Source organism: Robinsoniella sp. (assembly GCF_034124845.1).
On the sequence record NZ_JAWYAJ010000310.1, the window covers coordinates 1 to 24,677 of the forward strand.

Sequence of the window (24,677 nt, forward strand, 5' to 3'; positions counted from 1 at the left end):
TGCAGTTTTTATAAACTGGCTGTTATACAGATCCGCATAGAATCCGTTCTTCGCCATCAGCTCATCGTGGTTACCCTGCTCTACAATATTTCCGTCTTTCATAAACAGTATCAGATCCGCATCACGAATCGTAGACAATCTATGGGCAATTACGAAGCTGGTACGCCCCTTCATCAGATAATCCATCGCTTTCTGGATACGCACTTCTGTTCTTGTATCAACGGAACTTGTAGCTTCATCCAGGATTAAGATCTTGGGATCTGCTAGAATCGCTCTGGCTATGGTCAGAAGCTGCTTCTGTCCCTGGGAAATATTACTGGTCTCTTCATTTAATACCATATTATATCCCCCTGGCAGTGTCTTAATAAAGTTATGGGCATGCGCCGCTTTGGAAGCTTCGATGACTTCTTCATCTGTAGCTCCCAGACGGCCGTACCGGATATTTTCCATGATCGTTCCATTGTACAGCCAGGTATCCTGTAATACCATACCGAACATCTCACGAAGTTCACTTCTATTGAAATTACGTAGATCATGGCCATCTACCTTTATGGAACCGGTATTGACATCATAGAAACGCATCAGAAGCTTAATCATTGTGGTCTTACCTGCTCCTGTCGGTCCCACGATCGCAATTTTCTGACCCTCGCTGATATTGGCTGAGAAATCATGAATTGTGATATGGTCCGGGTTGTAGCCAAAGCTTACATGTTCAAATTCTACTTTTCCCTGTAAGTGATCGATATGAACCGGATTTTCAACCTTCTGGTCTTCTTCCTCTTCCTCCAGGAATTCAAATACACGTTCCGAAGCCGCTGCCGTAGCCTGCAGCATATTGGTTACCTGTGCAATTTGCTGAATCGGCTGGGTAAAGTTACGGATGTACTGAAAGAAGGATTGTATCTGACCTACTTCAATACTTCCCTTAATAACCAGGAAACCTCCAAGAAGGGCAACCATAACATATCCCAGATTTCCTACAAACTGCATAATAGGCATCATCATTCCAGAAAAGAACTGGGACTTCCATGCAGATTCATATAATTTCTGGTTGGTTTCTTTGAACTCTGTTACTACCGCATGTTCTTTATTGAATACTTTTACAATATTATGACCGCTGTATACTTCTTCCACCTGTCCGTTTACATCGCCCAGGAATTTCTGCTGCTGCTGGAAGAACTTCTGTGAAAACTTCATAACCCTGCTGATAATCAGCATGGATATCGGAAGAATTAAAAGGGCACAAACCGTCATTATGATATTGATACGCAGCATCATTATAAATACACCGATCAGCATGGTAACTGAGGTAATCAGCTGAGTAACACTCTGATTTAAACTCTGGCCCAGCGTATCTACGTCATTGGTAATTCTGGAAAGAATTTCACCTGTTGTTCTGCTTTCAAAATACTTCATCGGCATACGGTTAATCTTGTGTGATATATCTTTTCTCAAATTATACGATACATCATTGGAGATCCCCGACATTATGAAGCCCTGTATAAAGGAAAGACAGGCACTCATCACATATAATCCCAGCAGCGTAAGGAGAATCTCTCCGATTTTATCAAAGTTAATACCGCCAGTTCCATTAATTCTGCCCATTAATCCGTTAAAAATTTCTGTCGTTGCATTACCTAAAATAGTAGGTCCGATGATTGCAAATGTGGTACTGGCAATCGCGAAGACCATCATAATCAAAAAACGGAATTTATATCTGCCCATATATCCTATGAGCTTCTTCATCGTACCCTTAAAATCTTTTGCCTTCTCACCCGGAACCATATGTCCGCCCGGTCCCATTGGTCCGCGGGCCCTGTTGTGTTTCTCATTACTCATTGGACAATTCCTCCTTTGACAATTGTGATGCTGCAATCTGATAATATACGTCGCAGTTTTTCAGTAATTCCTGATGTGTTCCGATACCTGCCACTTTTCCTTCATCCAGAACGATGATCTGCTCTGCATGTAGGATCGTACTGATACGCTGTGCAACAATAATCGTTGTGGCATCTTTGGTTTCATTTTTCAACGCTCCTCTGAGGGCAACATCCGTCTTATAGTCCAGCGCTGAGAAACTATCGTCAAAGATATAGATCTCAGGTTCTTTTGCAATTGCTCTGGCAATGGAAAGCCTCTGCTTCTGTCCTCCGGACACATTGGTTCCGCCCTGGGCAATCGGTGCATCAAATTTTTCATCTTTTTCCTGGATAAAGTCATATGCCTGAGCTATTTCAGCTGCTTTTGCCACTTCTTCATCCGTTGCATCCTCCTTGCCGTAACGCAGGTTGGTGGCAATGGTTCCTGAGAACAGAACACCCTTTTGAGGTACATATCCGATTTTATCATGAAGCTCATGCTGGCTCATTTCCCGTACATCCACACCGTCTACCAGAATCTGGCCCTCTGTCACGTCAAAAAACCTTGGAATCAGGTTTACCAGCGTAGATTTACCGCATCCGGTACTTCCAATAACTGCTGTTGTTTCACCCGGTCTTGCCGTAAAGTTCAGATTAGAAAGTACATTTTCTTCGGCTTCCGGATAGGCAAAGGAAACATTTTTAAATTCAACGACACCTTTCTTGCTTCTGTCTGCCTTCTTCGGATCTTTCGGATCATGGAGAATCACTTCTGTTGCCAGTACCTCATTAATACGCGAAGCAGATACACTGGCTCTCGGCAGCATAATGGAAAGCATGGTAAGCATCAGGAAGGACATTATTATCATCATGGTATACTGGATAAATGCCATCAAATCACCGACCTGCATATTTCCATTGTCAATTCCGGCTGCACCTTTCCATACTATCAATACTGTAATACCGTTCATGATAAACATCATAAGAGGCATCATAAACGTCATACAGCGGTTAACAAAAAGATTTGTCTTCATTAGATTATGGTTAGCGGTTTCAAAACGATCTTCCTCATGTTTCTCTGTACTGAAAGCACGAATAACCGGAACACCCTGCAGAATTTCTCTGGATACCAGATTCAGACGGTCAATTAATTTCTGCAGAGACTGGAACTTCGGCATGGCTACACTAAAGAGAATACCCACTACAACCAGAATTGCACCTACTGCTACCGCAATGATCCACGCCATAGACTTATTAGTACCAAGCGCATGTATAACACCTCCAATACCCAGGATAGGCGCATAAAGGACAATACGGAAAAGCATTGTCATTAACAGCTGTACCTGTTGGATATCATTGGTACTTCTGGTAATCAGAGACGCTGTGGAAAACTTATCAAATTCTGCATTGGAAAAGGAAATTACTTTTTCAAATACCTTTTCACGCAAGTCACGGCTTAAGGATGCGGCAACCCGGCAGGATAAGAATGTAACCAAAACAGCTGCAATCATAATAGTCAGGGCAAATGCCAGCATGACAAGTCCTGATTTCAGGATATAATTTGTCTGCATGCCATCCATGTCGATTCCCTGTCCCTGATATTCTGCTTTCACAAAATTAATCGACGACTGTGTGATAATGGATTCCGGCATCTTATCCAGCTTCTCACTCATACCCTCCATTACTTTATCCATCTGCTCTTTTGGCATCTGGGCAAATACCGTAAATGGATCGGTACCTTCCGGCAGGTTCATCTGAGCCAGAATCTCTTTACTCTGATCAGAATCCGAAGTGAGACCATACACCATCAGCATCGGCTTTCCGAAAATTCCATTTAATTGATTTCTGGTTTCTTTGTCTACCTTATTCAGTGACCACATGTCATTTTCCAGTGTATAATTTTCTTTCACCAGATTCATGGCATCCTCATCCATAAAGATAAACAGTTTATCCATGGTTTCCCCGCGGATTGTATCTGCAACAGCATCTTCAATACCATTTTGCTGAATACCGACATTTACAATCTTCGAAGTATAATCAGGCAATGATAAATCACAATAAGCCTGAAGGAACAGCAACAGGACAATTACCAGTATTATCCCGGCTGATTTCTTTAGATACTTAAAAATTTTAAACATAATATCTCCTCTCATTACTAAAGTGTAACTTTTTAACGTGGCAGTTCAAAATCAAAGGCTTCTTTTGGAATACTGTCTGTCAGTCTTACAAGATTTTTCTGAATCTTTTCCATAATACGCAGGTACTCCGAAAGATCCGATTCCGTCAAACCGTCATAGATATCCTCTATTGCTTTCCCGAAAACATCTCTGGTCCGTTCTGCTGTCTCTTTTCCACGTTTGGTTATGTAAACCCGCTGGGTTCTCATATCCTTTTCATCTGATTTCCGGCTGATCAGCCCAGCCGCTTCCATTCTCTTAATCATTACCGTCAGCGTAGCCGGCTTTATGCAAAGGTTCTTCGCGATCTGTGTCTGGCTGCATCCCTCTGTCTGGGAAATAAACATCAGCAGCCTGGGGTCTCCTTTATAGAGTCTCTCATTGTCCAGTTCATGCCGCAGATAACGGAACTCATATCTCTGTATCGCCCATTCACTGAATTTGACCTTTGCACATAAATCCATGTCCATCTTATTCACCCCTATCTGTACATCATTTGAAGTCTCGTTTTTTAGTTAGACATCTAACGAATATATTATCACCCGTTATTTTCTAATTCAACAAAAAAATTATAAACTTTTTATAAAGTTTGACATCTAACTAATTGATCTTTTACTTGCCAAATGATAAAAATTATTATATACTATTCAAAACAAACGTTAACGTCAGCATAAGGGAGTAGTTAGCACACATGTGTAGCAGGGTCAACATACTGATAATTAATTATCTGGTTCTGCTTTAAATAACGAGACTTATCTGCAGATAATCTATCTGCGGATAAGTCTTTTCTTATGGCCTGCCAACACCGTTTTGAAAATACATACACTTACCCAGGAGGAATGAAATGAATTTAGCAGAATTGTTTATTTTAGCAGTAGGACTTTCTATGGATGCATTTGCCGTATCCGTCTGTAAGGGCTTATCTATGCCCAAAAGTACATTTAAAAAATGTTGTATCGTAGGGCTTTATTTCGGTATATTCCAGGCAGGCATGCCGCTCATCGGATATTTTCTGGGCGTGCAGTTTAAAGATTACATAACCAGTATCGACCATTGGATCGCCTTTATACTGCTTGGAATCATCGGCATTAATATGATTCGAGAAGCCCTTAGCAAAGAGCAGGAATGCTGTAATGATTCTCTGGATATGAAGACCATGCTGGTACTTGCCGTTGCCACCAGCATTGACGCCCTGGCTATAGGGGTTACCTTTGCCTTCTTAAGTGTAGATATTGTCCCTGCCGTCTCCTTTATTGGAATCGTAACTTTTGCATGTTCTTTTATCGGTGTGAAAATAGGCAACATCTTCGGCGCACGCTATAAATCAAAAGCAGAACTGGCAGGCGGAATTATCTTGATTCTTATGGGATCGAAGATTCTTATCGAACACTTAGGGGTATTTTAAAATATCAAATTTCAAGTTTTAAAATAGTTGTTATAAAATTGTTTTAAAATTGTTCTAAAAAATATGCACAATAGAACTTGCTTTTTTCTCAATTTGTTGCTATAATATGCATCAACGGAGTGTGGCGTAGCTTGGTAGCGCGCTCGGCTGGGGGCCGAGAGGTCGCAAGTTCAAATCTTGTCACTCCGATGATGAAAACACATATAAACACTGACTTTCTGAGATATGGAAGTTGGTGTTTTTTGTTTTTTAAAAGGCTGTTCTAACACTGTTCTAACATTTTGGATTTAGATCAAACTTTTCCACAAGCGCATCTGAGATGACAAACTTCTTATTTTTCTTCACTCTTGCATAAACTTGCAAAGTTGTTTCAATGACTTTTTGACCAACCCAGTCTTGAATATCATTGATACTATAGTTATCTTCTACCAAAAGAGAAATACAGCTTGCACGTAAATCATGCAGTCTTAGATCAGAAGATAACTTAGGATCAGCCCTTACTATTTTTTTGAATGATTTAGTATAATAGTCTGGAGTATACAATTTCCCGTTTTCTCAAGTAAAAATATCTATTGCCGATCATTTAAGACCTAATACTTCAGATCTTCTCATTCCATACATTAAAGCGAATACAAAAAGATCTTCTAATCTGAATTTTAACGCCTCTTGCCGGGTTAGCTTTTAATGCCATACATTCGACTGCTTCATCAAAAGCCCCTTTAATTAAAGTGCTAACATGTTTAATTGATTTTCTACTTAACCCATTATCTGTATCTGATTTCCGATGAACTAATCTACCATGAACTGATAAATACTCATAAAACTCTCTAATATGCTGAACATTAAGATCTTTAACTTTTAACCCTTTTGCTTTTTCATTATGATCAAAGTATTGCTTTACATGTTTTAGATCCGTTATGTGTCCTTGGTACGTTATCTCGTCAATAAACGGCTTTTTCTCTCAAGATATCCCTCAACATAATTTCCTACAGTCATGTTGGCATAATCTTTTATAATTTCATATCCTGTATACTCCGACACAAGATCGTTTCTAATTGCCTCTGCTCTTTTCTTATTATTCTTAACTAAAAGCCCTTTGGGAAACCATTTAGGTTTTCACTTTGCATTGTTACGTTAAATAGTCTGCGACAGCCAGCAAATGCGTTGGCTCCGATGGTTTGCATTGAGCCGGGGATGTTGATGTCTGTTGGTAAAATACAATTATTAAATACGTGTTCACCAATAGTTTGTACTGTATTTGGTAATTTGATTTCTTTCAGTTCTGAGCAATTACTAAAAGCTCCTTCTTCAATATTCAATAAGTTACTAGGTAGAATAACATTTATTAAATTCTCATTTCCCTGAACAGCACGTATAGGTATTGTCCTAATTGAATTTGAAAATTTTATAGTTCTAAAGTTTGCCATTCCAAATGAACTCTCACTGATTGTCAAAACACTATCTGGAATAATTAGGTCAACTGAAGGATTGACTTTTAATGTACTATGAAATCCCATAAGAGCGTTCTTCCCTATAGTAACTACTCCGTTAGGAATTACAAAAGTACTATTTTTTATCCCAACACCTCCTAGCGCTGATTCTCCAATTATTTTAACTGGTTATGTCTCCTTCTGACAGCAGTAGAAGGAGATTTTATGAGCAAATATATTCCCGGTAACCTGAAACATCTTACCCTTGAAGACCGTATATACATTGAAAACTCTCTTAATAAAGGCTGTACCTTCAAGGCCATTGCCAAATAACTGTGTAAAGATCCGGCTACCATCTCTAAAGAAGTCAAGGCACATCGTTTGTCAGACTGGTATCATAAGGGCACTTTTTACAATGCAAAGAACTTCTGTGTCCATCGGTATCACTGCAGAAAGACCAATGCCTGTGGGAAGATTCTAGTCTGCGGTATCAAATGCGCTTCCTGACCCACCTGTAACCAGACCTGCCCCGATTTTGAGCGGGAACGCTGCACCAGACTTGATAAAGTTCCGTGCTTGCCCCAGCTTCTTTAATAAGTTCATCAAATAAAAAATCAATATCCGACAGTTCTTCTTTTCTGGTTTTGAGATTTCTTTCATATATCTCTTTCGCTTCCTCCAATGTTTCAAAACAATCTACACACTGGTCAAAATCGATAATTCGTATATCATCTTTGTCCTGATCCGAACCAACGATTTCTACCCGCATCATCTCCGCTCTTTTCTTGAGTACTCTCAGGTGTTGAAAATAATAGTATTCAAAAACATAATAAAAGCATTCCCCCGGTTCCAAACTACTGATATCATACATTCCAGCCACATCCTTTCAAGACAATTATATCGCCCGAATCTGGGCTATACAACTTTTCTCTGCTGGCTATGCCTGGTAATATCTGGAAATTATGTAATCTTGCCCTATTATTTGATCAGGGGAAATCCCCTTGCCAAATTCAATTTAGGATATGACCTAATCTTTTGTGAAATCAAGTTTCCTGCTTACTTTCCTATTTAAACCGTTTGCCAAATGCTCTTTTTATATTGCGTTCAAAGTCTTCTTTTGTTTTTGCCCAGAATCCGCCTTTTCCGATCAGTCCGCCGTCTTCAGCGTAACCGTAAATTGTCTGGGTGTCTCGTCCGCTTGGGTCGTATCGATAGGCCGTGTCCAGACTTATTCCTCCGGTTACTGTATCCCCTCCTGACTTGATGCCGTCATGCTGCGGTGATTCTGCTAATTGTCCGGTTCTGGAATATCTTCCTTGGGGTGAATTGTAGAAGCTGTCAACGTTTGTGTGCAGGTCTTTGAATGAGTCATCTACTGTTTCTGTTACCGCTGCTTCCATTTGTTTCATTATTTGTGCTTTTAGTGCTGATATTGAATTTACTGTTTTAAAATTTTCTCCTTAATTGAAAAAGCCCATAACTGCGGTTAAGCGGCTACAGGCTTGCTATTGAATTTTATTAGTTATTTACCAACTGTAAAGTATTCAATCTTTAGTGTATTTGGTTCACTGTAAAAAGGATCTATAATATATGACTCAAACGACAATGTCTTGCCAGCCCATTTCGTTAAATCCAGATTCTTAAAAGTAAATCTGCCTCTGCTGTCTGCTTTTACTGATTTAACTGAATGAATTTTTCTTCCTGTTGGATTTCTAAGAATAATTCTTGCTCCTTTTTGTGCTTTTCCAACGATTGTCTTGGTATTTTTATTAATTTTATTGAATGAACTAGGCTGTATTGGTTTTATAGTGTATACAAGGTTTTGACGCTGAATTTGACTTTTATACCAATCTCTATTTTCCTTCCATTTGGTTGGTATTTTCTTATTAAATTCTTTTTCACTTATTCGGTTATGTCCGAAAGCAATAGAATCTAATTTGGTTTTGTTTTTTAGGTTAGGTAACGTTTTTATTTTATTATATGATGCATATAATGATTTTATTTCAGTCAAATTTTCTATACTTTTTATATTGGATATTGAATTACCAGTAATACTAATATATTTTAGCTTATGTAAATACTTGATTTCATTAATATTTCTAATCTTATTTTCAGATACATCTAGTTTTGTTAAATTCTTTAATTTTTTTACTCCAGATAAAGATGTTAAATTATTTTGCGTAACGATTAACGTTTCTAATTTAGATAATTTTTCAATTCCTGATAAAGACGTCAATTGATTGACAGCAACATCTAAATACTTAAGATTTTTTAGATATCCTATTCCTTTTAATGATTTTATTTTATCTTTATCATTATAATTGTTAGATTTTAAACGCGTTATCTTATTTGTCTCTTCTTTGGTAAATGTTTCTGTTTTATTTTTTCCAAGTTTTCGCAAAATACTCTGATACAGAACTTTATCTGGTATCCCTGTATTATTATTAGGGATAGTTTTACCTTTAGCTGCCATTACATTTAGCGGTAACAAGATCATCATCAATGATAATATAAAAGCAGTTAAGAACACTTTTTTTCTTCTATTCATACTCAATCTCCTTAATTTAATACGACGCACTTTTTAAAACAGATAGATCCATCCATTCCGATATCTTTTCAGGACTGCCAGCATTTGCAATGCTGTATCTATATATTCTCTTTTTTACAAAAGTATTATTATAAGCATCATCTATTGCCCATATATAGTCTTCATAATTACCTATCACACCTGCATATAGAGAGGTCATGCACCAACTTGCGCCTTCTTTTGCCACTTTAAATCTATTGGGGCAAGTACCTGGATCATCTGCACCCAAATTTCCATTATGTGAAATAAAATCACCAATCACACCATTATTTTTATATCTAGTTATATGAGCAAACGAATCAGTTATAAGATGCATGGCAGCTCCGAATAAGAAATATTTTCGGTTTGTTTTTGTATTTCCGTATTGCGCAAGTATCTGGCTCCAAGGTAATGAGCCGAATTGTGTTGTGTTTATTTTCGATTTAATTTTATTAAACACTTTCTTATCTAATCCTTTCACTAATTTATAGTCAGTAAATTGTGATGTATCTCCACCTTTTAAAGCAATTCTAGTCAGGAACTCATAGCAAGCTACATAGTTGACTTCTACTGTTTCTGTTTCAGTTTTCTCCCATTCAACACCGCCATGATATTCTGGAAAATTACCATATCCGGTTATTTTAGCCTCTGCTAAATCTGGATAAACTACTCCTGCCTTTATAATAGATACAGTTTTTGCATCGAAATAATAGTCTTCTATACCATAGTCAGCAAGTTTTTGATGATTAACCCATCCCCATCTACCCTCTACATACGCTTCATCTTCATTAATTTCTTTAAAAGTATCTGGATTATCCGAATTAGAAATACTTTTAGAGGTTGAATCGATTAATTGTCTAATAAATTCATGTGATTTAGATAAATCTTTCTCCCATAATAATGAAGCAATTCCCACTACATGAGGAACAGCAATGCTGGTTCCATGAGTTACAACTATTCCTCCAAAGAATGATGAAGTTCGAATTTTTTCTCCCGGCGCTGCTATATCCAATTCTTTTCCTGTATTGCTGAATGAACTTATCTCTGCTTCAGGGGTAGTAGCTGCAACTGCCATTACTTCTTTAAATGCTGCAGGATATTCCACTTTGCCTGCGTTATTTCCTGATGCTCCCACCATTAATATACCCGCATCATACGCATCTTCTACAGCTTTTTTCATAGCATTTGAATATGTGGATGTTCCAAAGCTCATGTTAATAATATTCACATCATTATCAATACGTTTCTGCATCCGTTTCATTTTCTGCATTTGCGATCATCATATTATTGCTGCCAACCAACTGACACATCATTGCGAATACCAAACAGCTACTTACTACTTTTTTGCCTGAAATCTTCATCTTTCTCTTCATAGATATTCTCCCTTTTCTCTTTGGTAGTTTCATTGAACATATTAATTGCTAATATGAATCTGGAATTGCCAAATAGTAATATCTTACTCTTCTCCCTTCTTCCTATATTTTCACAAAAAGTTCACAGTATTATATAAATATATATCATATTTTAATCAATTTTTTCATCCCCTATTGACTAACTGGTAGCCATTCTCGTCTAGTTGGTAACATTATCCATTTCATATCGTAGATAAATATTTTCAAAAAATAGAGACATACAAATGTTCTATAATTATCACTCCTTTACTTTAATTAGAATGGTACTTCGAGCGGTGGCAACGGATAGGCAGTATAGTTTCCCTCCCTGTATGGCTGGATGGGGCTGCTCGCTGTCTTACCGTCTATTACTTACTGCGGATTACATATCGGTTTATTATCATAATTAATAATCTCTACCTTATGTGTCTGATATTTTCCAGAATAATAATCGGCGTAAATATAATTAACGAATATACATCTGTATACGTTTTTCCCATATCCCAGCCACGAAATGTATAACCATCAATTTCATCAAGAAACGGAGGCGCGCCATCCTCACCTTCAATTACCCATTCTTCTTTTAAAATACGTTGCAAGGCTTGATTATCACTATACCCGTAATACCGGAGATATTATCCATATAATATCGTAGATAAATACTTTTAAAGAAATAGAGTCATACACATGTACTTTTTATTTTATTATTATCAAATGATTGTTGCCATACAGTTGTCAGTGATCACATGATACAATAAAAAAGCAAACGACTCAATAAAACGATAAAAATGGAGGAAATTTATGTCTACAATTTATATTTACGTTCTTGATACTTTAGCTGACTGGGAACTGGGATATGTTACTTCGGAGTTGAATTCTGGTCGATTTTTCAAAAAAGATGCACAGCGTGTATCGCTCAAAATGGTTAGTTATTCTAATGAGCCAATCAAAACAATGGGTGGACTAACAATCGTACCTGATTGCTTAATCAGTGATATTCCTGTATGTGAAACAAGCATGTTGATATTGCCGGGTGCAGATACTTGGAATGACCCAAAACATATTGCTATTATTGAAAAAGCAAATGATTTTCTTTCTATAGGGGCAACAGTGTGCGCAATTTGCGGGGCTACTGCTGCGCTTGCTGCCTTTGGAGTATTAGATCAGCGTCTGCATACCAGTAATGGAACGGGATTTCTTGAAATGGTTGCTCCCGGTTATAAAGGGGAACGTTTTTATATAGACAAACCATCTGTATCTGATAACAATCTTATTACTGCAAGTTGTACCGGAGCTTTGTTGTGGACGAAACAGATAATTGAACATTTAAACGTTTTTCAATCAGACACGCTGGAAGCATGGTATAAATACTTTAGCAGTGGTGATCCTAAACAATTCTTTGCTCTTATGCAAACTTTGCCCTCTAACAATAACAGCTGAACAAATAGCATGAATAGTTAAAGCAGCTTTTAATATGTGGAACATTTAACAGTGGCATACTCCACGCCCATATGTATTTTCAGCGAAACAATAAAAAAGATTTTTGAAGCCCATAACTGCGGTTAGGCGGTTATGGGCTTGGTCATTAATGTATTGCTTTTTTATGCGTTGTGCCTATTACAATTAGCACAGTATGTCTTATATTTTGTAATATTCTCCTTCGATCTTTTTATTAATTAAAAATTAAATTGTGCATTACTATTATATAGTGTTTGATATCCTAAATACAGTGACCCAAACACAGAAAAGCATACGACCGTGGTAATTGCAATCATAATTGCAATTTGATAAAGAATTGCTGTTGTAGGAAGCGTACCAGATAAAATTTGTCCAGTCATCATTCCGGGCAACGAAACAATTCCCATACCCACCATAGAATTTATTGTTGGTAACAGTGCCGTTTCAAGTGCTTGAAAAACAAATGGGCGTAAAATATCATTCGGCTTACCGCCAAAATTCAAAAGCGCCTCCATTTTATTTCGCTCCGTATCTATACTTTCACGAAATGTTTTCAAACCCAGGTTTAATCCTGTCATAACATTTCCAAATATCATTCCGCTTAAGGGAATGGCGTATTGAGGATTAAATAAATTTTCATTTACCACAACAACAATAAAAAACACAATAATTCCAATGCCCGATATCGAAAGTGTAGAGGCAATATATAATTTAAACTTAAGGTTCAGCTCCTTGTTTTTAGATAACACTCTGTATATTGCAAATGAAATCATCAAGATAATATAGGCTATCGTATATATTGGCTTCGGATTTTCAAATATGTATGTTAAGAGAAATCCCGCTATCACTAACTGCACAGTCATTTGCACACTACCCAAAAGTAGTAATTTTGATTGTTGCATTTTACATTTTTTCATAACTGCTAATACGATTAGCAATAGCAGATATATTAGCAAAAATCGTCCATAATCTATTTGAATAACTTCCCTCATTATCCTCTCCTCAATTCAATAATTTTTTCCGCAAAAGTAGATTGCAATTCTAAATCATGGCTAACAATTACTAATGATACATTTTGTTGTTTACAATGCTCAATAATATTATATAACAATTCGTTTGATAGTTCTTTATTTAAGGCAGAAGTTGGCTCATCCAACAACAATACCTTAGGCATTAAGGAAAGAGCAATACTTAAAAATACTCTTTGCCGTTCACCTCCGGACATGGTATCACATCGCGTTTCTAATGCAACTGATATACAGCAAAGATCCAGATAATTGCTTATATCAGATTGACTGGGACAAATGCTTTCATGCACTTGATGAAAAGCCACAAAATTTTGATAAATACTTCCTTGAAATAAATAGGGTACTTGCTTAACTAGCAAAACATCTCTTCTTAATGCAATCTTATCCAGCAAAGAAATATCTTTCCCGCCATACAGCACACAACCTATGCTTGGTGAAATTGTTCCGTTAAACAGTTTAAGTAACGTGCTTTTTCCGCAGCCGCTTGCCCCCTTTATAAATGTGACTGTATTTTTTTCGATGATAATGTCTGGATATCGCAAGAAATCTTGAAAACATAAATTCTCAGTTTCTATTATATGTTCGATAATGGCTACCCCCTTGACGTTTTTATTTTTTGTGGTATCATATAGATATCGAAAATAGATATCTATTTTCGTTATTGAATTTCGATATCACTATATCATGGGAGGTAACATAATGCAAGACCCTATTTTAAGAAAGTTATTTTTAGGATTTATTCAAATTCATATCTTGCAGCATGCACAGAAAGAACCATTTTACGGTTCTTGGATGATAGAAGAGTTGCAGCATCACGGCTATGAAATAAGCGCAGGTACACTATATCCTATCTTACACAAATTAGAAAAAGCAGAATTAGTTACTGTTGAAGAAAAGCTGGAAAGCGGAAAAATAAGGAAATATTATTCAATTACATCAAAGGGAATTGCCTTATTAAGCAAAGCTAAAGAAAAAATCAAAGAGCTTACTTCCGAACTTTAAATAAACGATCCCTATGTTCGGATTTCAAAAATATTACATACAAAAGAGCCTATCTTCATGATAGACTCTTTCGTTATATCCCTCGAAATATTTCAAAATATGATCAAATCCGCCCAGACATCCAACAATTCCAGCAATTCATCCTATTTCAATAAAATGCCCATGCAGCAACTTAGACCAGTAGCCCAGCCTTACTTATTATTAATATAATTAATCAATCCGCCGGCCTCGATGAGTTTCTGCATAAACTCCGGAAACGCCTGTCCTTTAAACTCTGTTCCTTTTGTTTTGTTATAAATCATGCCGCTGTCAAAGTCCACTTCTACTTCATCCCCTTTATCAATCCCTTTGGATGCCTCCGGACATTCAATGATTGGCAGACCAATATTGATGGCATTGCGGTAGAAAATCCTTGCGAAAGTATCTGCGATGACACAGCTTACGCCGGCTGCTTTAATGGCGATTGGTGCATGTTCTCTGGAGGATCCGCAGCCGAAGTTTTTCTCTGCTACGATAATATCTCCTTTTTTCACCTGGTTTACAAATTCTTTGTCGATATCTTCCATACAATGTGTTGCAAGTTCCGCCGGATCTGAAGAATTCAGGTATCTTGCCGGGATGATGACATCTGTATCTACGTTGTCTCCATATTTAAATACTATTCCATTTGCTTTCATCGATGCTTCCTCCTATAATCCTAATCCTGCCGGAGCTGAAATTTTACCGGTAATTGCACTTGCAGCAGCCACTGCGGGGCTGGTGAGATATACCTCTGACTCCACATGACCCATACGTCCTACAAAGTTTCTGTTGGTTGTTGATACACAGCGCTCTCCTGCTGCCAGAATTCCCATATAACCTCCCAGACATGGTCCGCAGGTTGGTGTGCTGACTACGGCTCCGGATGTAATAAAGGTCTGAATCAGCCCTTCTTCAATCGCCTGGAGATAAATCTTCTGGGTTGCCGGAATGACGATACAACGGATTCCTTTTTTTACATGGCGGTCTTTTAAGATTTCTGCTGCACATCTTAAATCATCTATACGTCCGTTGGTGCAGGAACCGATTACAACCTGGTCAATGACTACATCTTCCTGAATTTCATCAATGGTCTTCGTGTTTTCCGGCAGATGCGGGAATGCGATGGTAGGCTTCAATTCGCTTAAATTAATGGTGTATTCTTCATCATACACTGCATCTTCGTCTGCTTCAAATACCGTATAAGGTCTCTTGGTATGGGAATCTAAATATTCTTTTGTGATCTCGTCTACCGGGAAGATTCCGTTTTTTCCACCGGCTTCAATTGCCATATTTGCAATCGTAAAACGATCATCCATAGTAAGATTCTTAACGCCTTCTCCTACAAATTCCATAGATTTATAAAGTGCTCCATCCACACCGATCATGCCGATAATATGTAATATCACATCTTTTCCGCTAACCCATTTAGAAGGTGCTCCAACCAGATTGAATTTAATTGCAGAAGGTACTTTAAACCATGCTTTTCCGGTAGCCATGCCCGCTGCCATATCGGTGCTTCCAACGCCTGTTGAGAAGGCTCCCAAAGCTCCATAGGTACAGGTGTGGGAATCCGCACCAATGATTACGTCTCCTGCTACCGTCAGGCCTTTTTCCGGCAGAAGCGCGTGTTCAATCCCCATATCTCCTACATCGAAATAATTGGTGATATCATGCTTACAGGCAAACTCCCGAACGCATTTGCAGTGCTCTGCTGATTTAATATCCTTATTTGGAATAAAGTGATCCATTACAAGGGCGATTTTATCCTTATGGAATACCTCTCCTGTTTTCATTTTATCCATTTCATGAATCGCTACCGGGGAAGTTATATCATTTCCCAGAACCAGATCCAGATCAGCTTCGATCAGCTGTCCTGCTTCCACAGACTCCAGTCCGGCATGAGCAGCTAAAATTTTCTGTGTCATTGTCATTCCCATATTATTTGTCCTCCTAATTATTGTTAAATTAAAGTTACTGTTTAAACCGTGCTGTGCAATCCTCTGCACAGGAACGAATTTCAATCCTTAAACAAATGGATTTTAACTATTGTTTGAATTATAACACAAAAATTGGTATAATAGAAATACATATTACGAATATTTATCATAACTTAAAGTTATACCAATATCAAAAAAGATAATAAATAAAGAAATGAGGGAAGCTATGAATCAGAACCTGTCACTCTATAAAATCTTTTTTACCACAGCAAACTCCGGCAGTATTTCCAAGGCTGCCGAAGAACTTTTTATCAGCCAGCCGGCAATCAGCAAGTCCATTCAAAAGCTGGAACAGTCTCTGAATACGGTACTCTTTTCCAGAACCTCCAGAGGCGTGCGTCTCACCGATGAGGGTAAATTGCTGTACGAACATGTAAAAACGGCATTTGAAGCGATTGAAATCGGAGAAGAGCAGCTGCGCATGGCAGCAGACCTTGGAATTGGACACCTGCGCATAGGGGTTAGCACCACTCTTTGCAAATACCTGCTTCTCCCTTATTTACAGGAATTTATCAAGCTGTATCCTCACATCCGCATAACCATTGAATGCCAGTCCAGCAACCGTACCCTGCAGCTGTTAGAAGAACAGAAAATTGACATTGGACTGATTGGCGAACCGGAACACAACACCCAGGTTGAATTTCATGCCATAGAAGAAATTGAAGATGTCTTCGTTGCCTCCAAAAATTATCTGGATAACCTTTTCTTACGGACAAAAGAGGAAAATTATGATATATTTAGTACAGCTACTCTTATGCTTTTAGACAAAGACAATATGACCCGACAGTATATCGATGATTACCTGGCGGGACAGAGGCTGGAACCCAATACCCTGCTGGAAGTAACCACAATGGATCTTTTGATCGATTTTGCAAAAATAGGCCTTGGGGTTGCCTGTGTCATCAAGAAATTTGTCCAAGAAGAGTTAGATAACCAGACTTTGCAGGAGATACCGCTTGCATTCCCAATTCATAAGCGCCAGGTCGGATTTGCATATTTAAAATCATCCTATCCCTCCCACGCTTTACAGGAATTCATCCGCTTCTGCAGCAAATCCAAAAGGGGGAATCTTGATTTATGAAGAAGTATCTGAAGTATCAATCCTTACTGATGTTACTGTTGGTTCTGGCAGCAGTCTCATTGCCGGTCACTGCACATGCCGCAGAAGAGAAATCTGCCAAAACCGGATGGGTACAGATGAAATACCGTTATTATTACGATAAAAACGGGAATAAAGTCTGTAATACCACCTATAAAATCGATGGCAAACGCTACTATTTTAATGCCAAAGGCAGGATGATTCAAAACCGTTTCGTCACTTTTAAGGGTAAGAAATTATATCTGACTTCCAATGGTGCGGCTGCTACAGGTCTTAGAAAGATAAAAGGCAATACATATCTCTTTGATAAAAACGGATATCTGCGTACAAATGGATTCAAAACTTTCAATAGCAAAAAGTACTACGCTGATAAAAAGGGGATCATCCAAAAAGGCTTTCTGTCCATAAAGGGTAAGAAATATTACTTTAACAGCAAGGGCATTATGCAGACCGGCTGGCTGAAAAAGGGCAAATCCACTTATTACTTTAATAAAAAAGGGGTCATGCAAACCGGTTGGCAGAAAATAAAAAAAGGCAGAAAAACCTATGACTATTATTTTTACTCCAATGGTAAAATGGCAGTTAACACCTGGGTACAGGGCTATTTCGTAGATAAAAACGGAAAGTGGATCAAAAATAAAACACAGTCTATATCCGCTCTCAACGATGAGTTAACTTCTTATATTAACAACTCCTGCACATCAGGCAGATGGTCCGTATATGTTAAAAATTTAAACGATGGCCAAAGCTGTCTGATCGGCAATAATTATTACTATGCAGCCAGTGTCATTAAAGTATTTACCATGGGAGCTGTTTACGAAGCCATTAACAACGGAAAACTTTCAGAAAGCGGTTACATTAATCAACTGCTCAACTCTATGATCACTTACAGCAGCAACGAATCCTTTAATACGCTGGTACGGACTATTGGTAAAAATGCAACGAATGATTTCTGTAAAAAATATGGATATACTGATACCAATCAGGGGCAGGCTATTTATCCAAGCTCCAACGGGGGCGACGATATTAATAACGGCACAACCTGGAACCAGACATCTGTACAAAACCTGGGTAAAATCTTAGAGGACATCTACAACGGTAAATGCGTCTCCAAAACCTATTCCGGTAAAATGCTGGATCTGCTCAAGCAGCAGACTTTCCGCATAAAAATACCCTCAGGTGTTCCCTCCGGAACAGTTGTGGCGAATAAGACCGGAGAAACAGATGAATACCAGCATGATATGGCAATCGTCTATTCTCCCAAAGCAGATTATATTCTCTGCGTTATGTCAAATATCTCCAATGCAGGTGCGGCACAGGCAAATATACGTGCCATATCAGGAATCGTATACCGTTACTTTAATTCCTGATTCTATACAGGCAAAAGAAAAAGCCGGTAACATGTTTGAGTTCGTGATTCCCCCATAAGCTTTCATTCCGCTTATGGGAGGGAATCCAAATTTCACATGTTACCGGCTTATATTATTTCTATCTGCATTGAGTAATCCCAACGCATCTAAAATAGACTCTTAATCTGGAATTAGTTGTCCAGTAATTTGTTTCCATCATTCCAGCTGTATAATTTACGAAGTTCTTTACCAACTTCTTCTAACTGGTGATTTGCTTCCTGTTTTCTCTTAGCCATGAAGTTCGGGCATCCTACCTGGTTCTCTAATAACCAGTCACGTGCGAATACACCTTCCTGGATATCTTTCAATACCTGTTTCATTGCTTTTTTGGTTTCATCTGTAACGATCTTAGGTCCAGTGATGTAATCGCCGTATTCAGCTGTGTTAGAGATGGAATATCTCATTCCTTCAAATCCGCTTTCGAAGATCAGGTCTACGATCAGTTTCATTTCGTGGATACATTCAAAATATGCGCTTTCCGGTTCATATCCAGCTTCTACTAATGTTTCAAAACCAGCTTTCATAAGAGCGGTAACGCCGCCGCAAAGAACTGCCTGCTCACCGAAAAGGTCTGTTTCTGTTTCCTGACGGAAAGTTGTTTCCAGAACACCAGCTCTTGCTCCACCGATTGCTAAAGCGTAAGCTAAACCTTTGTCATGTGCTTTTCCGGTAGAATCCTGATGTACTGCGATCAGACAAGGAACTCCTTTTCCTTCCTGGTACTGGCTTCTTACGGTATGTCCAGGTCCCTTAGGAGCGATCATAACAACATCAACGTTCTTTGGTGCTACAATCTGTCCAAAGTGAATTGCAAAGCCATGAGCAAACATTAACATGTTTCCTTCTTCTAAGTTTGGCTCAATAGATTCTTTGTACATCTTAGCCTGTTTTTCATCATTGATCAAAATCATGATGATATCTGCTTTTTTTGCTGCTTCTGCAGCTGTATAAACTTCAAATCCCTGTGCTTCTGCTTTTGCCCATGATTTGCTTCCTTCATAAAGACCGATGATTACGTTGCATCCGGACTCTTTTGCATTTAACGCATGCGCATGTCCCTGGCTTCCATAACCAATAATAGCAATTGTTTTGCCTTCTAATAATGCAAGATTACAATCTTCCTGATAATAAATTTTTGCTGCCATTTTCATTTCCTCCAAATGTTTTATATTTGTTAAAGGTTTAAAAGCCTCTAGCGTACTTTTCCATATGTACCTGACGTTCTATAAATACCTTATATCTTCAGCACCACGGGATAATCCGGTAATGCCGGTGCGTGCCAGCTCCAGAATCTCGTATCCTTCCAGAAGGTTGATAAAAGCATCCAGTTTTGACTGGTTTCCGGTCAGTTCCACAATCAGTGAATCCACTGCCACATCTACAACTTTTGCCCTGAAAATATCTGCTACCGCAATAATTGCCTGTCGGTTGCCGGCATCTGCCCGTACCTTCACAAGGATAAGCTCGCGGCTGACGCTCTCATCAGGACTTAAAGTCTTAATATCTACCACATCTACCAGCTTCGCTACCTGTTTGGTAATCTGATCCAGGATCAATTCATCTCCACATACAACAACTGTCATTCTGGAATATCTAGGATCTGCGGTTACACCAACAGTCAAGCTGTCAATATTATAGCCACGTCTGCTAAATAAACCTGCCACACGGCTTAATACGCCGGATGTGTTGTCAACTAACATAGATAATATACGTTTTTTCATAGTAAAACCACCTTTTATACAGACTAAAAGTATTCTACCAATTATTACATTCTTTGTCAATGTCAAATTTGGCAAAGTGGTTTTGTAACACATTGAATTGTTAAAGTGAATATTCCTAAAATAACCGGGTAAATTTTAGTTACCCGGTGCAATTTTCTGAATATTCATTTAAATATGCTTGATCAGTTCTATATAAGTGAAATTTGAACTGTCCTTCCAAACATTACTAATTTTAACTTATTTTATCAGTCTGACCTTTATAACAGTTATAGCAGTACTGAATGATATCCTTCCTCTTTATAATACCGATAAAAGTCTGGTTATCATCGATCACCGGCACGAAGTTCTGATTCATAGATGTCATGACCAGATCCTCGATCTCACAATTAACATTGACGGGATCATTGTACCATCTTCTTTTAATCTGAGTTAGCGGGATCTCTTCTGCTTTATGTAAATCTAATAGATATTTGTCTTTCACATTCCATAACATGTCCCCTTCTGTGATTGTACCAACATAGTTTCCTTTCCGGTTAATGATGGGTACTGCGCTGTATCTGTGATGCTCCATTTTCTCCAGCGCCTGACGTAATGAATAATCTTCATATAAATACGCCACTTCACTTTTTGGGGTCAAAAAGAATAAAATATTCATCTGTAATCTCCCTGTTTTTTTCTTACTTCCTTATAAAATATTATAAGACAATCTGCAATTTTCGTCAATGCAAAGTACGTATTTCATAAAGAGTTTATAATGATTTTATAAAATCTTACTTTCCTGTTTTTTTATAATTTCTTTAATGATTTTAGAATATATTAAGTCCCGCGCCATAATTCATTCATATCTGCGTAGTATAGTATTATTTATAAATAAAGCATACAAGCTTTTTTTATATACATTTCTCTTTCCTTTTAGGACCAGGCAACTGGTCCCCTTTTTTGTCTTTTTCCGGGTTTGTCAAAATTTTAAATCCTGGAGCAAATCTCATTAACGTGCCGGGAGACGGAAAAGGCAGAATTTCTGCCTAGTACATCGTCCAGACACCCTCTTTTACGCAAATCAGGACTTCTTCAGTATAAAGGATTCAAATCCAGCTTCTTTTAATTTCTGGACCAGCTTCACCGCATTTTCTCTATCCTTAAAAGCTCCCGCCTGAATCTTATATAATTTATTTTCTTTTTTTACAAATGCCTGGAAACCTTTTTTATTTAAGACTGCAGCCAGGCTTTTCGCCATTTTTTCATCCCGAAATGATCCTGCCTGGACGCAGTACAGCACATCCTTTTCCGGCTTGGGATTCCCCGGCTTATCATCTTTCTCTATTGCAGCTTTAACATCTGCCCGGAAAATGTCCATATTCTTACCGTGTTTAGGGAACCAATGGGTTACATCCACGTGCTCCGTCGCCACTCCTTTTAAAAATCCTTCATAATGGCAGAGAACATGGTCTTTGTCTGGCTTCCAGCCGTATTTTTTGCAAAAATAAGCGCTGAGCCAAACTGCTTTTTCATATACATTCCGAAAATAGCGGATATTTTCCGGCAGGGATGGATCATAATTTCCCATAGACAGCCATTGCCCATTATATGAAAAAGTTCCCGGTTCGCAGATTTCATAGCTGATATACATATCATTTGCCGGCGGCCCTGCATGCCATGACCGGTGTGTCTCAGGAAGCAGCTGATAGATACCGGTATCATCAATGATATAATTGGTGCATGCATCTATATCTCCATTCCAGTAGCTGATAAAGTCCTTTGCCGTACCGCCGGGTGTTGCAGTGGAATGTGTCATTATTCCCTGAGGCTTTATGGTTCTGCCTGTTTTATAACAACTCGAATTCGTTAATATACTTTTTTTTATTTCCATATCACATACCTCACTTTATTTATCCACATATCTAACATATGCAATACCGCCAAAAAGGAATCAGATGAATAAAACTACCATTTTCTGTGCATATTATATACGAGGTGATGAAAAATGTCTTCTTATGTAGCTCCGGAAGTAAAGGAGAAATTCGAAACGCTTTCCATCGATCTGAAAAATCTGATCCTGGAAAAAAATGTACAACTGAATAATATTCATGACTTGATACGCGTACTGGAAGAAATTGTAGCAGAGGGTGAAGGCAACCAATAGCCGGCTACCATACATTCATGCGAAAGAGAGGAACAACACATGATAAATATCGACGACGGCAATACAAAAACAAATGTTTACGATGACGGAAATATTCCCGAAATTGACACACCAAAACCAGATAATGCAACCAATACCTTTCCACCGGAATTTGGCAATGGCAACATTATCCCCAAAGACGAAAGCACAAGACCCCGCAAAGACGGACCAGGGGGCAATTAATTTTCAACTTAAAACCACAGAGAAAAACCATGTTAAGGCTGCTTCAGAGCGTGTTAACATGGATTTTCTCTGCTACATAAATTTCACGGCTGTTCCGTAAGCAATTACTTCTGCTGCTCCCTGCATCTTATCTCTTTAAGACGTTCTGCCAGTACAAAAATATTTTTTTCATTCAGTTACAATATGATACCGGAAAAGAGAGGAAAAATAAGTTTCCTTTTATTTTATAAAATGCACACATTTTCTTCAATGATACGTCACATAATTTTCACAGAATCATATTATAGTATTACTTGTACAGAGCGATCAGTACAAACAACACATTATTAAAAAATCTTTTTCATAACCCGCCAGTACCTTAAGGTACTGGCTCTCCCTCTTTTAAGGGGAATCTTACATCTGTCTGCGTACCACTTTATATTCATCATTAAATTGAAAATAAGGACAATTGGTAAATGTATTTCTCATAAACTGCCCCATCTCATCCTCATCCAGATTTACTTCACAGATATAACATTCATAATCTTCATCATAAGCATAATTCAAACAGCAGTCACAATTTGATTTTCCTGTCATTTTACTTTATCCTCCTGTAATGTTGTCTTATGCAATTATACACCGGATCAGGTACAGGATCAAATCCATTTTCTTTCTTTTTATATATCTTTTCATATATTATGACGATGCTATTTAAATGCAGAGAATTGGTATTGGAAATGATACTGAAATGTAACTATGAATGCAACTAGAAATGCAGCCGCCCCAATAAGCAGGCATGTTGCTTTTAGGGCGGCTTTTTATCTTTTGTAAGTAGTGTTTTTTCTTTTGTAAATACTGCTTTTTTATCTTTTGTAAGTGCTGCCTTTCCTTCTTATTATGCTCTTGGACCTGCATCTGCAATGTTCTTTGGCATATTCGGATATTTCTTCGCAAAGTTATCCTGGAACATTTTTGCAAGCTTTTTAGCAGACTCGTCATAAGCTGCCTTATCTTCCCATGTATCACGCGGATTCATAATCTCATCCGGAACATTGGGGCAGGTCTGCGGAACATCTAAGTTAAATACTTCATCATGCTGATATTCAGCCTTGTCAATATCGCCGTTCAGTGCGGCAGTAACCATAGCGCGGGTATATCTCAGTTTCATTCGGCTTCCCACTCCGTAAGGACCGCCTGCCCATCCGGTATTAATCAGATATACTTTTGTATTATATTTTTCGATACGCTCTCCCAGCATCTTAGCATAAATGGACGGATCCATAGGCATAAACGGTTCTCCAAAACAGGTAGAGAATGTTGGCTGGGGTTCCTGAACCCCTCTCTCGGTACCTGCCAGTTTCGATGTGAAGCCCGTTACAAAGTGATACATCGCTGCGTTCTGATCCAGTCTGCTGATTGGAGGCAGGACGCCAAATGCATCTGCTGTCAGGAAGATCACTACTTTTGGAATACCGCCCACCCCTGGGATTGCAGCATTGGATATATAATCTACCGGATATCCCACACGGCTGTTATCCGTCAGGCTCCCGTCATCAAAATCAGGTTCACGGCTCTCGGAATCAATCACGACATTCTCTACCAGGCTGCCAAATTTAATTGCCCCATAGATTTCCGGCTCTCCTTCCGGATCCAGATTGATACATTTTGCGTAACAGCCGCCTTCGAAGTTAAAGATCCCTTCTTCTGACCAGCCATGCTCATCATCACCGATTAACTTACGACCCGGATCTGCAGAAAGCGTGGTCTTTC

The 24,677-nt window shown here is 38.3% G+C and carries 29 protein-coding genes and 1 tRNA gene; 9 read left to right on the forward strand and 21 right to left on the reverse strand.

Going from position 1 to position 24,677, the window contains the following annotated elements:
• From ACH2DQ_RS15655 to ACH2DQ_RS15665, 3 genes are all read right to left on the reverse strand, one after another.
• The coding region (locus ACH2DQ_RS15655) for an ABC transporter ATP-binding protein (protein WP_395027362.1) at nucleotides 1-1,839 on the reverse strand (1,839 nt) is incomplete at its 3' end.
• Nucleotides 1,832-3,997, reverse strand: coding sequence for an ABC transporter ATP-binding protein (locus tag ACH2DQ_RS15660; RefSeq protein ID WP_394915619.1), 2,166 nt, complete (start codon nucleotides 3,995-3,997; stop codon nucleotides 1,832-1,834). The genes ACH2DQ_RS15660 and ACH2DQ_RS15655, both read right to left, overlap by 8 nt.
• 32 nt (nucleotides 3,998-4,029) lie before the next feature.
• Entirely contained in the window at nucleotides 4,030-4,506 is a 477-nt protein-coding gene (locus ACH2DQ_RS15665) for a MarR family winged helix-turn-helix transcriptional regulator (RefSeq protein WP_394915618.1), read from the reverse strand.
• A 374-nt stretch (nucleotides 4,507-4,880) separates the two neighbouring features.
• On the opposite strand from ACH2DQ_RS15665, the gene ACH2DQ_RS15670 reads away from it, so the two are divergent.
• Together ACH2DQ_RS15670 and ACH2DQ_RS15675 are read left to right on the forward strand one after the other, a co-directional pair.
• Nucleotides 4,881-5,441, forward strand: coding sequence for a manganese efflux pump MntP family protein (locus ACH2DQ_RS15670; RefSeq protein WP_394915617.1), 561 nt, complete (start codon nucleotides 4,881-4,883; stop codon nucleotides 5,439-5,441).
• A gap of 115 nt (nucleotides 5,442-5,556) precedes the next feature.
• Nucleotides 5,557-5,630: transfer RNA gene (locus tag ACH2DQ_RS15675), tRNA-Pro, on the forward strand.
• Nucleotides 5,631-5,714: 84 nt separating this feature from the next.
• On the opposite strand, the gene ACH2DQ_RS15680 is transcribed toward ACH2DQ_RS15675, so the two are convergent.
• The 3 genes from ACH2DQ_RS15680 to ACH2DQ_RS15690 form a co-directional block, all read right to left on the reverse strand.
• Complete coding sequence (locus tag ACH2DQ_RS15680) at nucleotides 5,715-5,984, reverse strand: tyrosine-type recombinase/integrase (RefSeq protein ID WP_394915616.1); 270 nt, start codon at nucleotides 5,982-5,984, stop codon at nucleotides 5,715-5,717.
• A 55-nt stretch (nucleotides 5,985-6,039) separates the two neighbouring features.
• Nucleotides 6,040-6,387 (reverse strand): phage integrase SAM-like domain-containing protein, encoded by a 348-nt coding sequence (locus ACH2DQ_RS15685; protein WP_395027375.1) that lies wholly within the window; start codon nucleotides 6,385-6,387, stop codon nucleotides 6,040-6,042.
• Between the two features lie 139 nt (nucleotides 6,388-6,526).
• Nucleotides 6,527-7,051, reverse strand: a complete 525-nt coding sequence (locus ACH2DQ_RS15690) for a leucine-rich repeat domain-containing protein (protein ID WP_395027377.1) — start codon at nucleotides 7,049-7,051, stop codon at nucleotides 6,527-6,529.
• Nucleotides 7,052-7,096: 45 nt separating this feature from the next.
• Between ACH2DQ_RS15690 and ACH2DQ_RS15695 the strand changes: the two genes are divergently transcribed.
• Nucleotides 7,097-7,204 (forward strand): helix-turn-helix domain-containing protein, encoded by a 108-nt coding sequence (locus ACH2DQ_RS15695; protein ID WP_394915614.1) that lies wholly within the window; start codon nucleotides 7,097-7,099, stop codon nucleotides 7,202-7,204.
• Nucleotides 7,205-7,361: 157 nt separating this feature from the next.
• Here the strand turns inward: ACH2DQ_RS15695 and ACH2DQ_RS15700 are convergent, their stop codons facing one another.
• The 5 genes from ACH2DQ_RS15700 to ACH2DQ_RS15720 form a co-directional block, all read right to left on the reverse strand.
• A complete protein-coding gene (locus ACH2DQ_RS15700; protein ID WP_394915613.1) occupies nucleotides 7,362-7,742 on the reverse strand; it encodes a hypothetical protein in 381 nt (126 codons plus the stop codon).
• Between the two features lie 193 nt (nucleotides 7,743-7,935).
• Nucleotides 7,936-8,280: a hypothetical protein gene (locus ACH2DQ_RS15705; RefSeq protein WP_394915612.1), complete on the reverse strand. Its 345-nt coding sequence runs from the start codon at nucleotides 8,278-8,280 to the stop codon at nucleotides 7,936-7,938.
• Between the two features lie 113 nt (nucleotides 8,281-8,393).
• Entirely contained in the window at nucleotides 8,394-9,419 is a 1,026-nt protein-coding gene (locus ACH2DQ_RS15710; protein WP_394915611.1) for a leucine-rich repeat domain-containing protein, read from the reverse strand.
• Between the two features lie 16 nt (nucleotides 9,420-9,435).
• Nucleotides 9,436-10,707, reverse strand: coding sequence for a S8 family serine peptidase (locus tag ACH2DQ_RS15715; protein ID WP_394915610.1), 1,272 nt, complete (start codon nucleotides 10,705-10,707; stop codon nucleotides 9,436-9,438).
• Complete coding sequence (locus ACH2DQ_RS15720) at nucleotides 10,673-10,810, reverse strand: hypothetical protein (RefSeq protein WP_394915609.1); 138 nt, start codon at nucleotides 10,808-10,810, stop codon at nucleotides 10,673-10,675. Before ACH2DQ_RS15720 ends, ACH2DQ_RS15715 begins: the two co-directional genes overlap by 35 nt.
• 819 nt (nucleotides 10,811-11,629) lie before the next feature.
• Here ACH2DQ_RS15720 and ACH2DQ_RS15725 point away from each other — a divergent pair.
• Nucleotides 11,630-12,268: a type 1 glutamine amidotransferase family protein gene (locus ACH2DQ_RS15725; RefSeq protein WP_394915608.1), complete on the forward strand. Its 639-nt coding sequence runs from the start codon at nucleotides 11,630-11,632 to the stop codon at nucleotides 12,266-12,268.
• Nucleotides 12,269-12,504: 236 nt separating this feature from the next.
• Here ACH2DQ_RS15725 and ACH2DQ_RS15730 read toward each other — a convergent pair whose 3' ends face one another.
• Both ACH2DQ_RS15730 and ACH2DQ_RS15735 read right to left on the reverse strand, forming a co-directional pair.
• On the reverse strand, nucleotides 12,505-13,278 hold the full coding sequence (locus ACH2DQ_RS15730) for an ABC transporter permease (protein WP_394915607.1): 774 nt from the start codon (nucleotides 13,276-13,278) through the stop codon (nucleotides 12,505-12,507).
• Nucleotides 13,278-13,856 (reverse strand): ATP-binding cassette domain-containing protein, encoded by a 579-nt coding sequence (locus tag ACH2DQ_RS15735; RefSeq protein ID WP_394915606.1) that lies wholly within the window; start codon nucleotides 13,854-13,856, stop codon nucleotides 13,278-13,280. Before ACH2DQ_RS15735 ends, ACH2DQ_RS15730 begins: the two co-directional genes overlap by 1 nt.
• A gap of 157 nt (nucleotides 13,857-14,013) precedes the next feature.
• Between ACH2DQ_RS15735 and ACH2DQ_RS15740 the strand changes: the two genes are divergently transcribed.
• Entirely contained in the window at nucleotides 14,014-14,316 is a 303-nt protein-coding gene (locus ACH2DQ_RS15740; protein WP_394915605.1) for a PadR family transcriptional regulator, read from the forward strand.
• Nucleotides 14,317-14,507: 191 nt separating this feature from the next.
• On the opposite strand, the gene leuD is transcribed toward ACH2DQ_RS15740, so the two are convergent.
• A complete protein-coding gene (leuD, locus tag ACH2DQ_RS15745; protein WP_394915604.1) occupies nucleotides 14,508-14,993 on the reverse strand; it encodes a 3-isopropylmalate dehydratase small subunit in 486 nt (161 codons plus the stop codon).
• 12 nt (nucleotides 14,994-15,005) lie between these two features.
• Nucleotides 15,006-16,274 carry a 3-isopropylmalate dehydratase large subunit gene (gene leuC / locus ACH2DQ_RS15750; RefSeq protein WP_394915603.1) on the reverse strand — a complete coding sequence of 423 codons (1,269 nt, stop codon included), beginning with the start codon at nucleotides 16,272-16,274 and terminating at the stop codon, nucleotides 15,006-15,008.
• 226 nt (nucleotides 16,275-16,500) lie between these two features.
• Between leuC and ACH2DQ_RS15755 the strand changes: the two genes are divergently transcribed.
• Both ACH2DQ_RS15755 and ACH2DQ_RS15760 read left to right on the forward strand, forming a co-directional pair.
• Nucleotides 16,501-17,415: a LysR family transcriptional regulator gene (locus ACH2DQ_RS15755; RefSeq protein WP_394915602.1), complete on the forward strand. Its 915-nt coding sequence runs from the start codon at nucleotides 16,501-16,503 to the stop codon at nucleotides 17,413-17,415.
• Complete coding sequence (locus ACH2DQ_RS15760; protein WP_394915601.1) at nucleotides 17,412-18,803, forward strand: serine hydrolase; 1,392 nt, start codon at nucleotides 17,412-17,414, stop codon at nucleotides 18,801-18,803. The genes ACH2DQ_RS15755 and ACH2DQ_RS15760 overlap by 4 nt, the downstream gene beginning before the upstream one ends.
• 170 nt (nucleotides 18,804-18,973) lie before the next feature.
• On the opposite strand, the gene ilvC is transcribed toward ACH2DQ_RS15760, so the two are convergent.
• The 4 genes from ilvC to ACH2DQ_RS15780 all read right to left on the reverse strand — a co-directional run bounded on the left by ilvC (nucleotide 18,974) and on the right by ACH2DQ_RS15780 (nucleotide 22,433).
• Entirely contained in the window at nucleotides 18,974-19,987 is a 1,014-nt protein-coding gene (ilvC, locus tag ACH2DQ_RS15765) for a ketol-acid reductoisomerase (RefSeq protein WP_394915600.1), read from the reverse strand.
• A gap of 78 nt (nucleotides 19,988-20,065) precedes the next feature.
• Complete coding sequence (gene ilvN, locus ACH2DQ_RS15770; RefSeq protein WP_394915599.1) at nucleotides 20,066-20,563, reverse strand: acetolactate synthase small subunit; 498 nt, start codon at nucleotides 20,561-20,563, stop codon at nucleotides 20,066-20,068.
• A gap of 232 nt (nucleotides 20,564-20,795) precedes the next feature.
• Complete coding sequence (locus ACH2DQ_RS15775; RefSeq protein WP_394915598.1) at nucleotides 20,796-21,218, reverse strand: CBS domain-containing protein; 423 nt, start codon at nucleotides 21,216-21,218, stop codon at nucleotides 20,796-20,798.
• 405 nt (nucleotides 21,219-21,623) lie between these two features.
• Nucleotides 21,624-22,433, reverse strand: a complete 810-nt coding sequence (locus tag ACH2DQ_RS15780; protein WP_394915597.1) for an N-acetylmuramoyl-L-alanine amidase — start codon at nucleotides 22,431-22,433, stop codon at nucleotides 21,624-21,626.
• A 114-nt stretch (nucleotides 22,434-22,547) separates the two neighbouring features.
• Here ACH2DQ_RS15780 and ACH2DQ_RS15785 point away from each other — a divergent pair, with 114 nt between their 5' ends.
• Both ACH2DQ_RS15785 and ACH2DQ_RS15790 read left to right on the forward strand, forming a co-directional pair.
• A complete protein-coding gene (locus ACH2DQ_RS15785; protein ID WP_394915596.1) occupies nucleotides 22,548-22,706 on the forward strand; it encodes a hypothetical protein in 159 nt (52 codons plus the stop codon).
• A gap of 39 nt (nucleotides 22,707-22,745) precedes the next feature.
• On the forward strand, nucleotides 22,746-22,928 hold the full coding sequence (locus ACH2DQ_RS15790; RefSeq protein ID WP_394915595.1) for a hypothetical protein: 183 nt from the start codon (nucleotides 22,746-22,748) through the stop codon (nucleotides 22,926-22,928).
• Between the two features lie 393 nt (nucleotides 22,929-23,321).
• Here ACH2DQ_RS15790 and ACH2DQ_RS15795 read toward each other — a convergent pair whose 3' ends face one another.
• Together ACH2DQ_RS15795 and ACH2DQ_RS15800 are read right to left on the reverse strand one after the other, a co-directional pair.
• Nucleotides 23,322-23,504 carry a DUF6472 family protein gene (locus ACH2DQ_RS15795; RefSeq protein WP_394915594.1) on the reverse strand — a complete coding sequence of 61 codons (183 nt, stop codon included), beginning with the start codon at nucleotides 23,502-23,504 and terminating at the stop codon, nucleotides 23,322-23,324.
• A 298-nt stretch (nucleotides 23,505-23,802) separates the two neighbouring features.
• Nucleotides 23,803-24,677 (reverse strand): phosphoenolpyruvate carboxykinase (ATP) (locus ACH2DQ_RS15800; protein ID WP_395027373.1); only part of this gene is annotated, 875 nt, incomplete at its 5' end.

Excerpts from the sequence above, each read along its gene's own strand:
- ACH2DQ_RS15660 (WP_394915619.1), bottom strand. The coding sequence starts at position 3,997 with ATGTTTAAAATTTTTAAGTATCTAAAGAAATCAGCCGGGATAATACTG.
- ACH2DQ_RS15665 (WP_394915618.1), bottom strand. The coding sequence starts at position 4,506 with ATGGACATGGATTTATGTGCAAAGGTCAAATTCAGTGAATGGGCGATA.
- ACH2DQ_RS15670 (WP_394915617.1), top strand. The coding sequence starts at position 4,881 with ATGAATTTAGCAGAATTGTTTATTTTAGCAGTAGGACTTTCTATGGAT.
- ACH2DQ_RS15695 (WP_394915614.1), top strand. The coding sequence starts at position 7,097 with ATGAGCAAATATATTCCCGGTAACCTGAAACATCTTACCCTTGAAGAC.
- ACH2DQ_RS15700 (WP_394915613.1), bottom strand. The coding sequence starts at position 7,742 with ATGTATGATATCAGTAGTTTGGAACCGGGGGAATGCTTTTATTATGTT.
- ACH2DQ_RS15705 (WP_394915612.1), bottom strand. The coding sequence starts at position 8,280 with ATGAAACAAATGGAAGCAGCGGTAACAGAAACAGTAGATGACTCATTC.
- ACH2DQ_RS15710 (WP_394915611.1), bottom strand. The coding sequence starts at position 9,419 with ATGAATAGAAGAAAAAAAGTGTTCTTAACTGCTTTTATATTATCATTG.
- ACH2DQ_RS15715 (WP_394915610.1), bottom strand. The coding sequence starts at position 10,707 with ATGCAGAAAATGAAACGGATGCAGAAACGTATTGATAATGATGTGAAT.
- ACH2DQ_RS15720 (WP_394915609.1), bottom strand. The coding sequence starts at position 10,810 with ATGAAGAGAAAGATGAAGATTTCAGGCAAAAAAGTAGTAAGTAGCTGT.
- ACH2DQ_RS15725 (WP_394915608.1), top strand. The coding sequence starts at position 11,630 with ATGTCTACAATTTATATTTACGTTCTTGATACTTTAGCTGACTGGGAA.
- ACH2DQ_RS15730 (WP_394915607.1), bottom strand. The coding sequence starts at position 13,278 with ATGAGGGAAGTTATTCAAATAGATTATGGACGATTTTTGCTAATATAT.
- ACH2DQ_RS15740 (WP_394915605.1), top strand. The coding sequence starts at position 14,014 with ATGCAAGACCCTATTTTAAGAAAGTTATTTTTAGGATTTATTCAAATT.
- leuD (WP_394915604.1), bottom strand. The coding sequence starts at position 14,993 with ATGAAAGCAAATGGAATAGTATTTAAATATGGAGACAACGTAGATACA.
- leuC (WP_394915603.1), bottom strand. The coding sequence starts at position 16,274 with ATGGGAATGACAATGACACAGAAAATTTTAGCTGCTCATGCCGGACTG.
- ACH2DQ_RS15755 (WP_394915602.1), top strand. The coding sequence starts at position 16,501 with ATGAATCAGAACCTGTCACTCTATAAAATCTTTTTTACCACAGCAAAC.
- ACH2DQ_RS15760 (WP_394915601.1), top strand. The coding sequence starts at position 17,412 with ATGAAGAAGTATCTGAAGTATCAATCCTTACTGATGTTACTGTTGGTT.
- ilvC (WP_394915600.1), bottom strand. The coding sequence starts at position 19,987 with ATGGCAGCAAAAATTTATTATCAGGAAGATTGTAATCTTGCATTATTA.
- ilvN (WP_394915599.1), bottom strand. The coding sequence starts at position 20,563 with ATGAAAAAACGTATATTATCTATGTTAGTTGACAACACATCCGGCGTA.
- ACH2DQ_RS15775 (WP_394915598.1), bottom strand. The coding sequence starts at position 21,218 with ATGAATATTTTATTCTTTTTGACCCCAAAAAGTGAAGTGGCGTATTTA.
- ACH2DQ_RS15780 (WP_394915597.1), bottom strand. The coding sequence starts at position 22,433 with ATGGAAATAAAAAAAAGTATATTAACGAATTCGAGTTGTTATAAAACA.
- ACH2DQ_RS15785 (WP_394915596.1), top strand. The coding sequence starts at position 22,548 with ATGTCTTCTTATGTAGCTCCGGAAGTAAAGGAGAAATTCGAAACGCTT.
- ACH2DQ_RS15790 (WP_394915595.1), top strand. The coding sequence starts at position 22,746 with ATGATAAATATCGACGACGGCAATACAAAAACAAATGTTTACGATGAC.
- ACH2DQ_RS15795 (WP_394915594.1), bottom strand. The coding sequence starts at position 23,504 with ATGACAGGAAAATCAAATTGTGACTGCTGTTTGAATTATGCTTATGAT.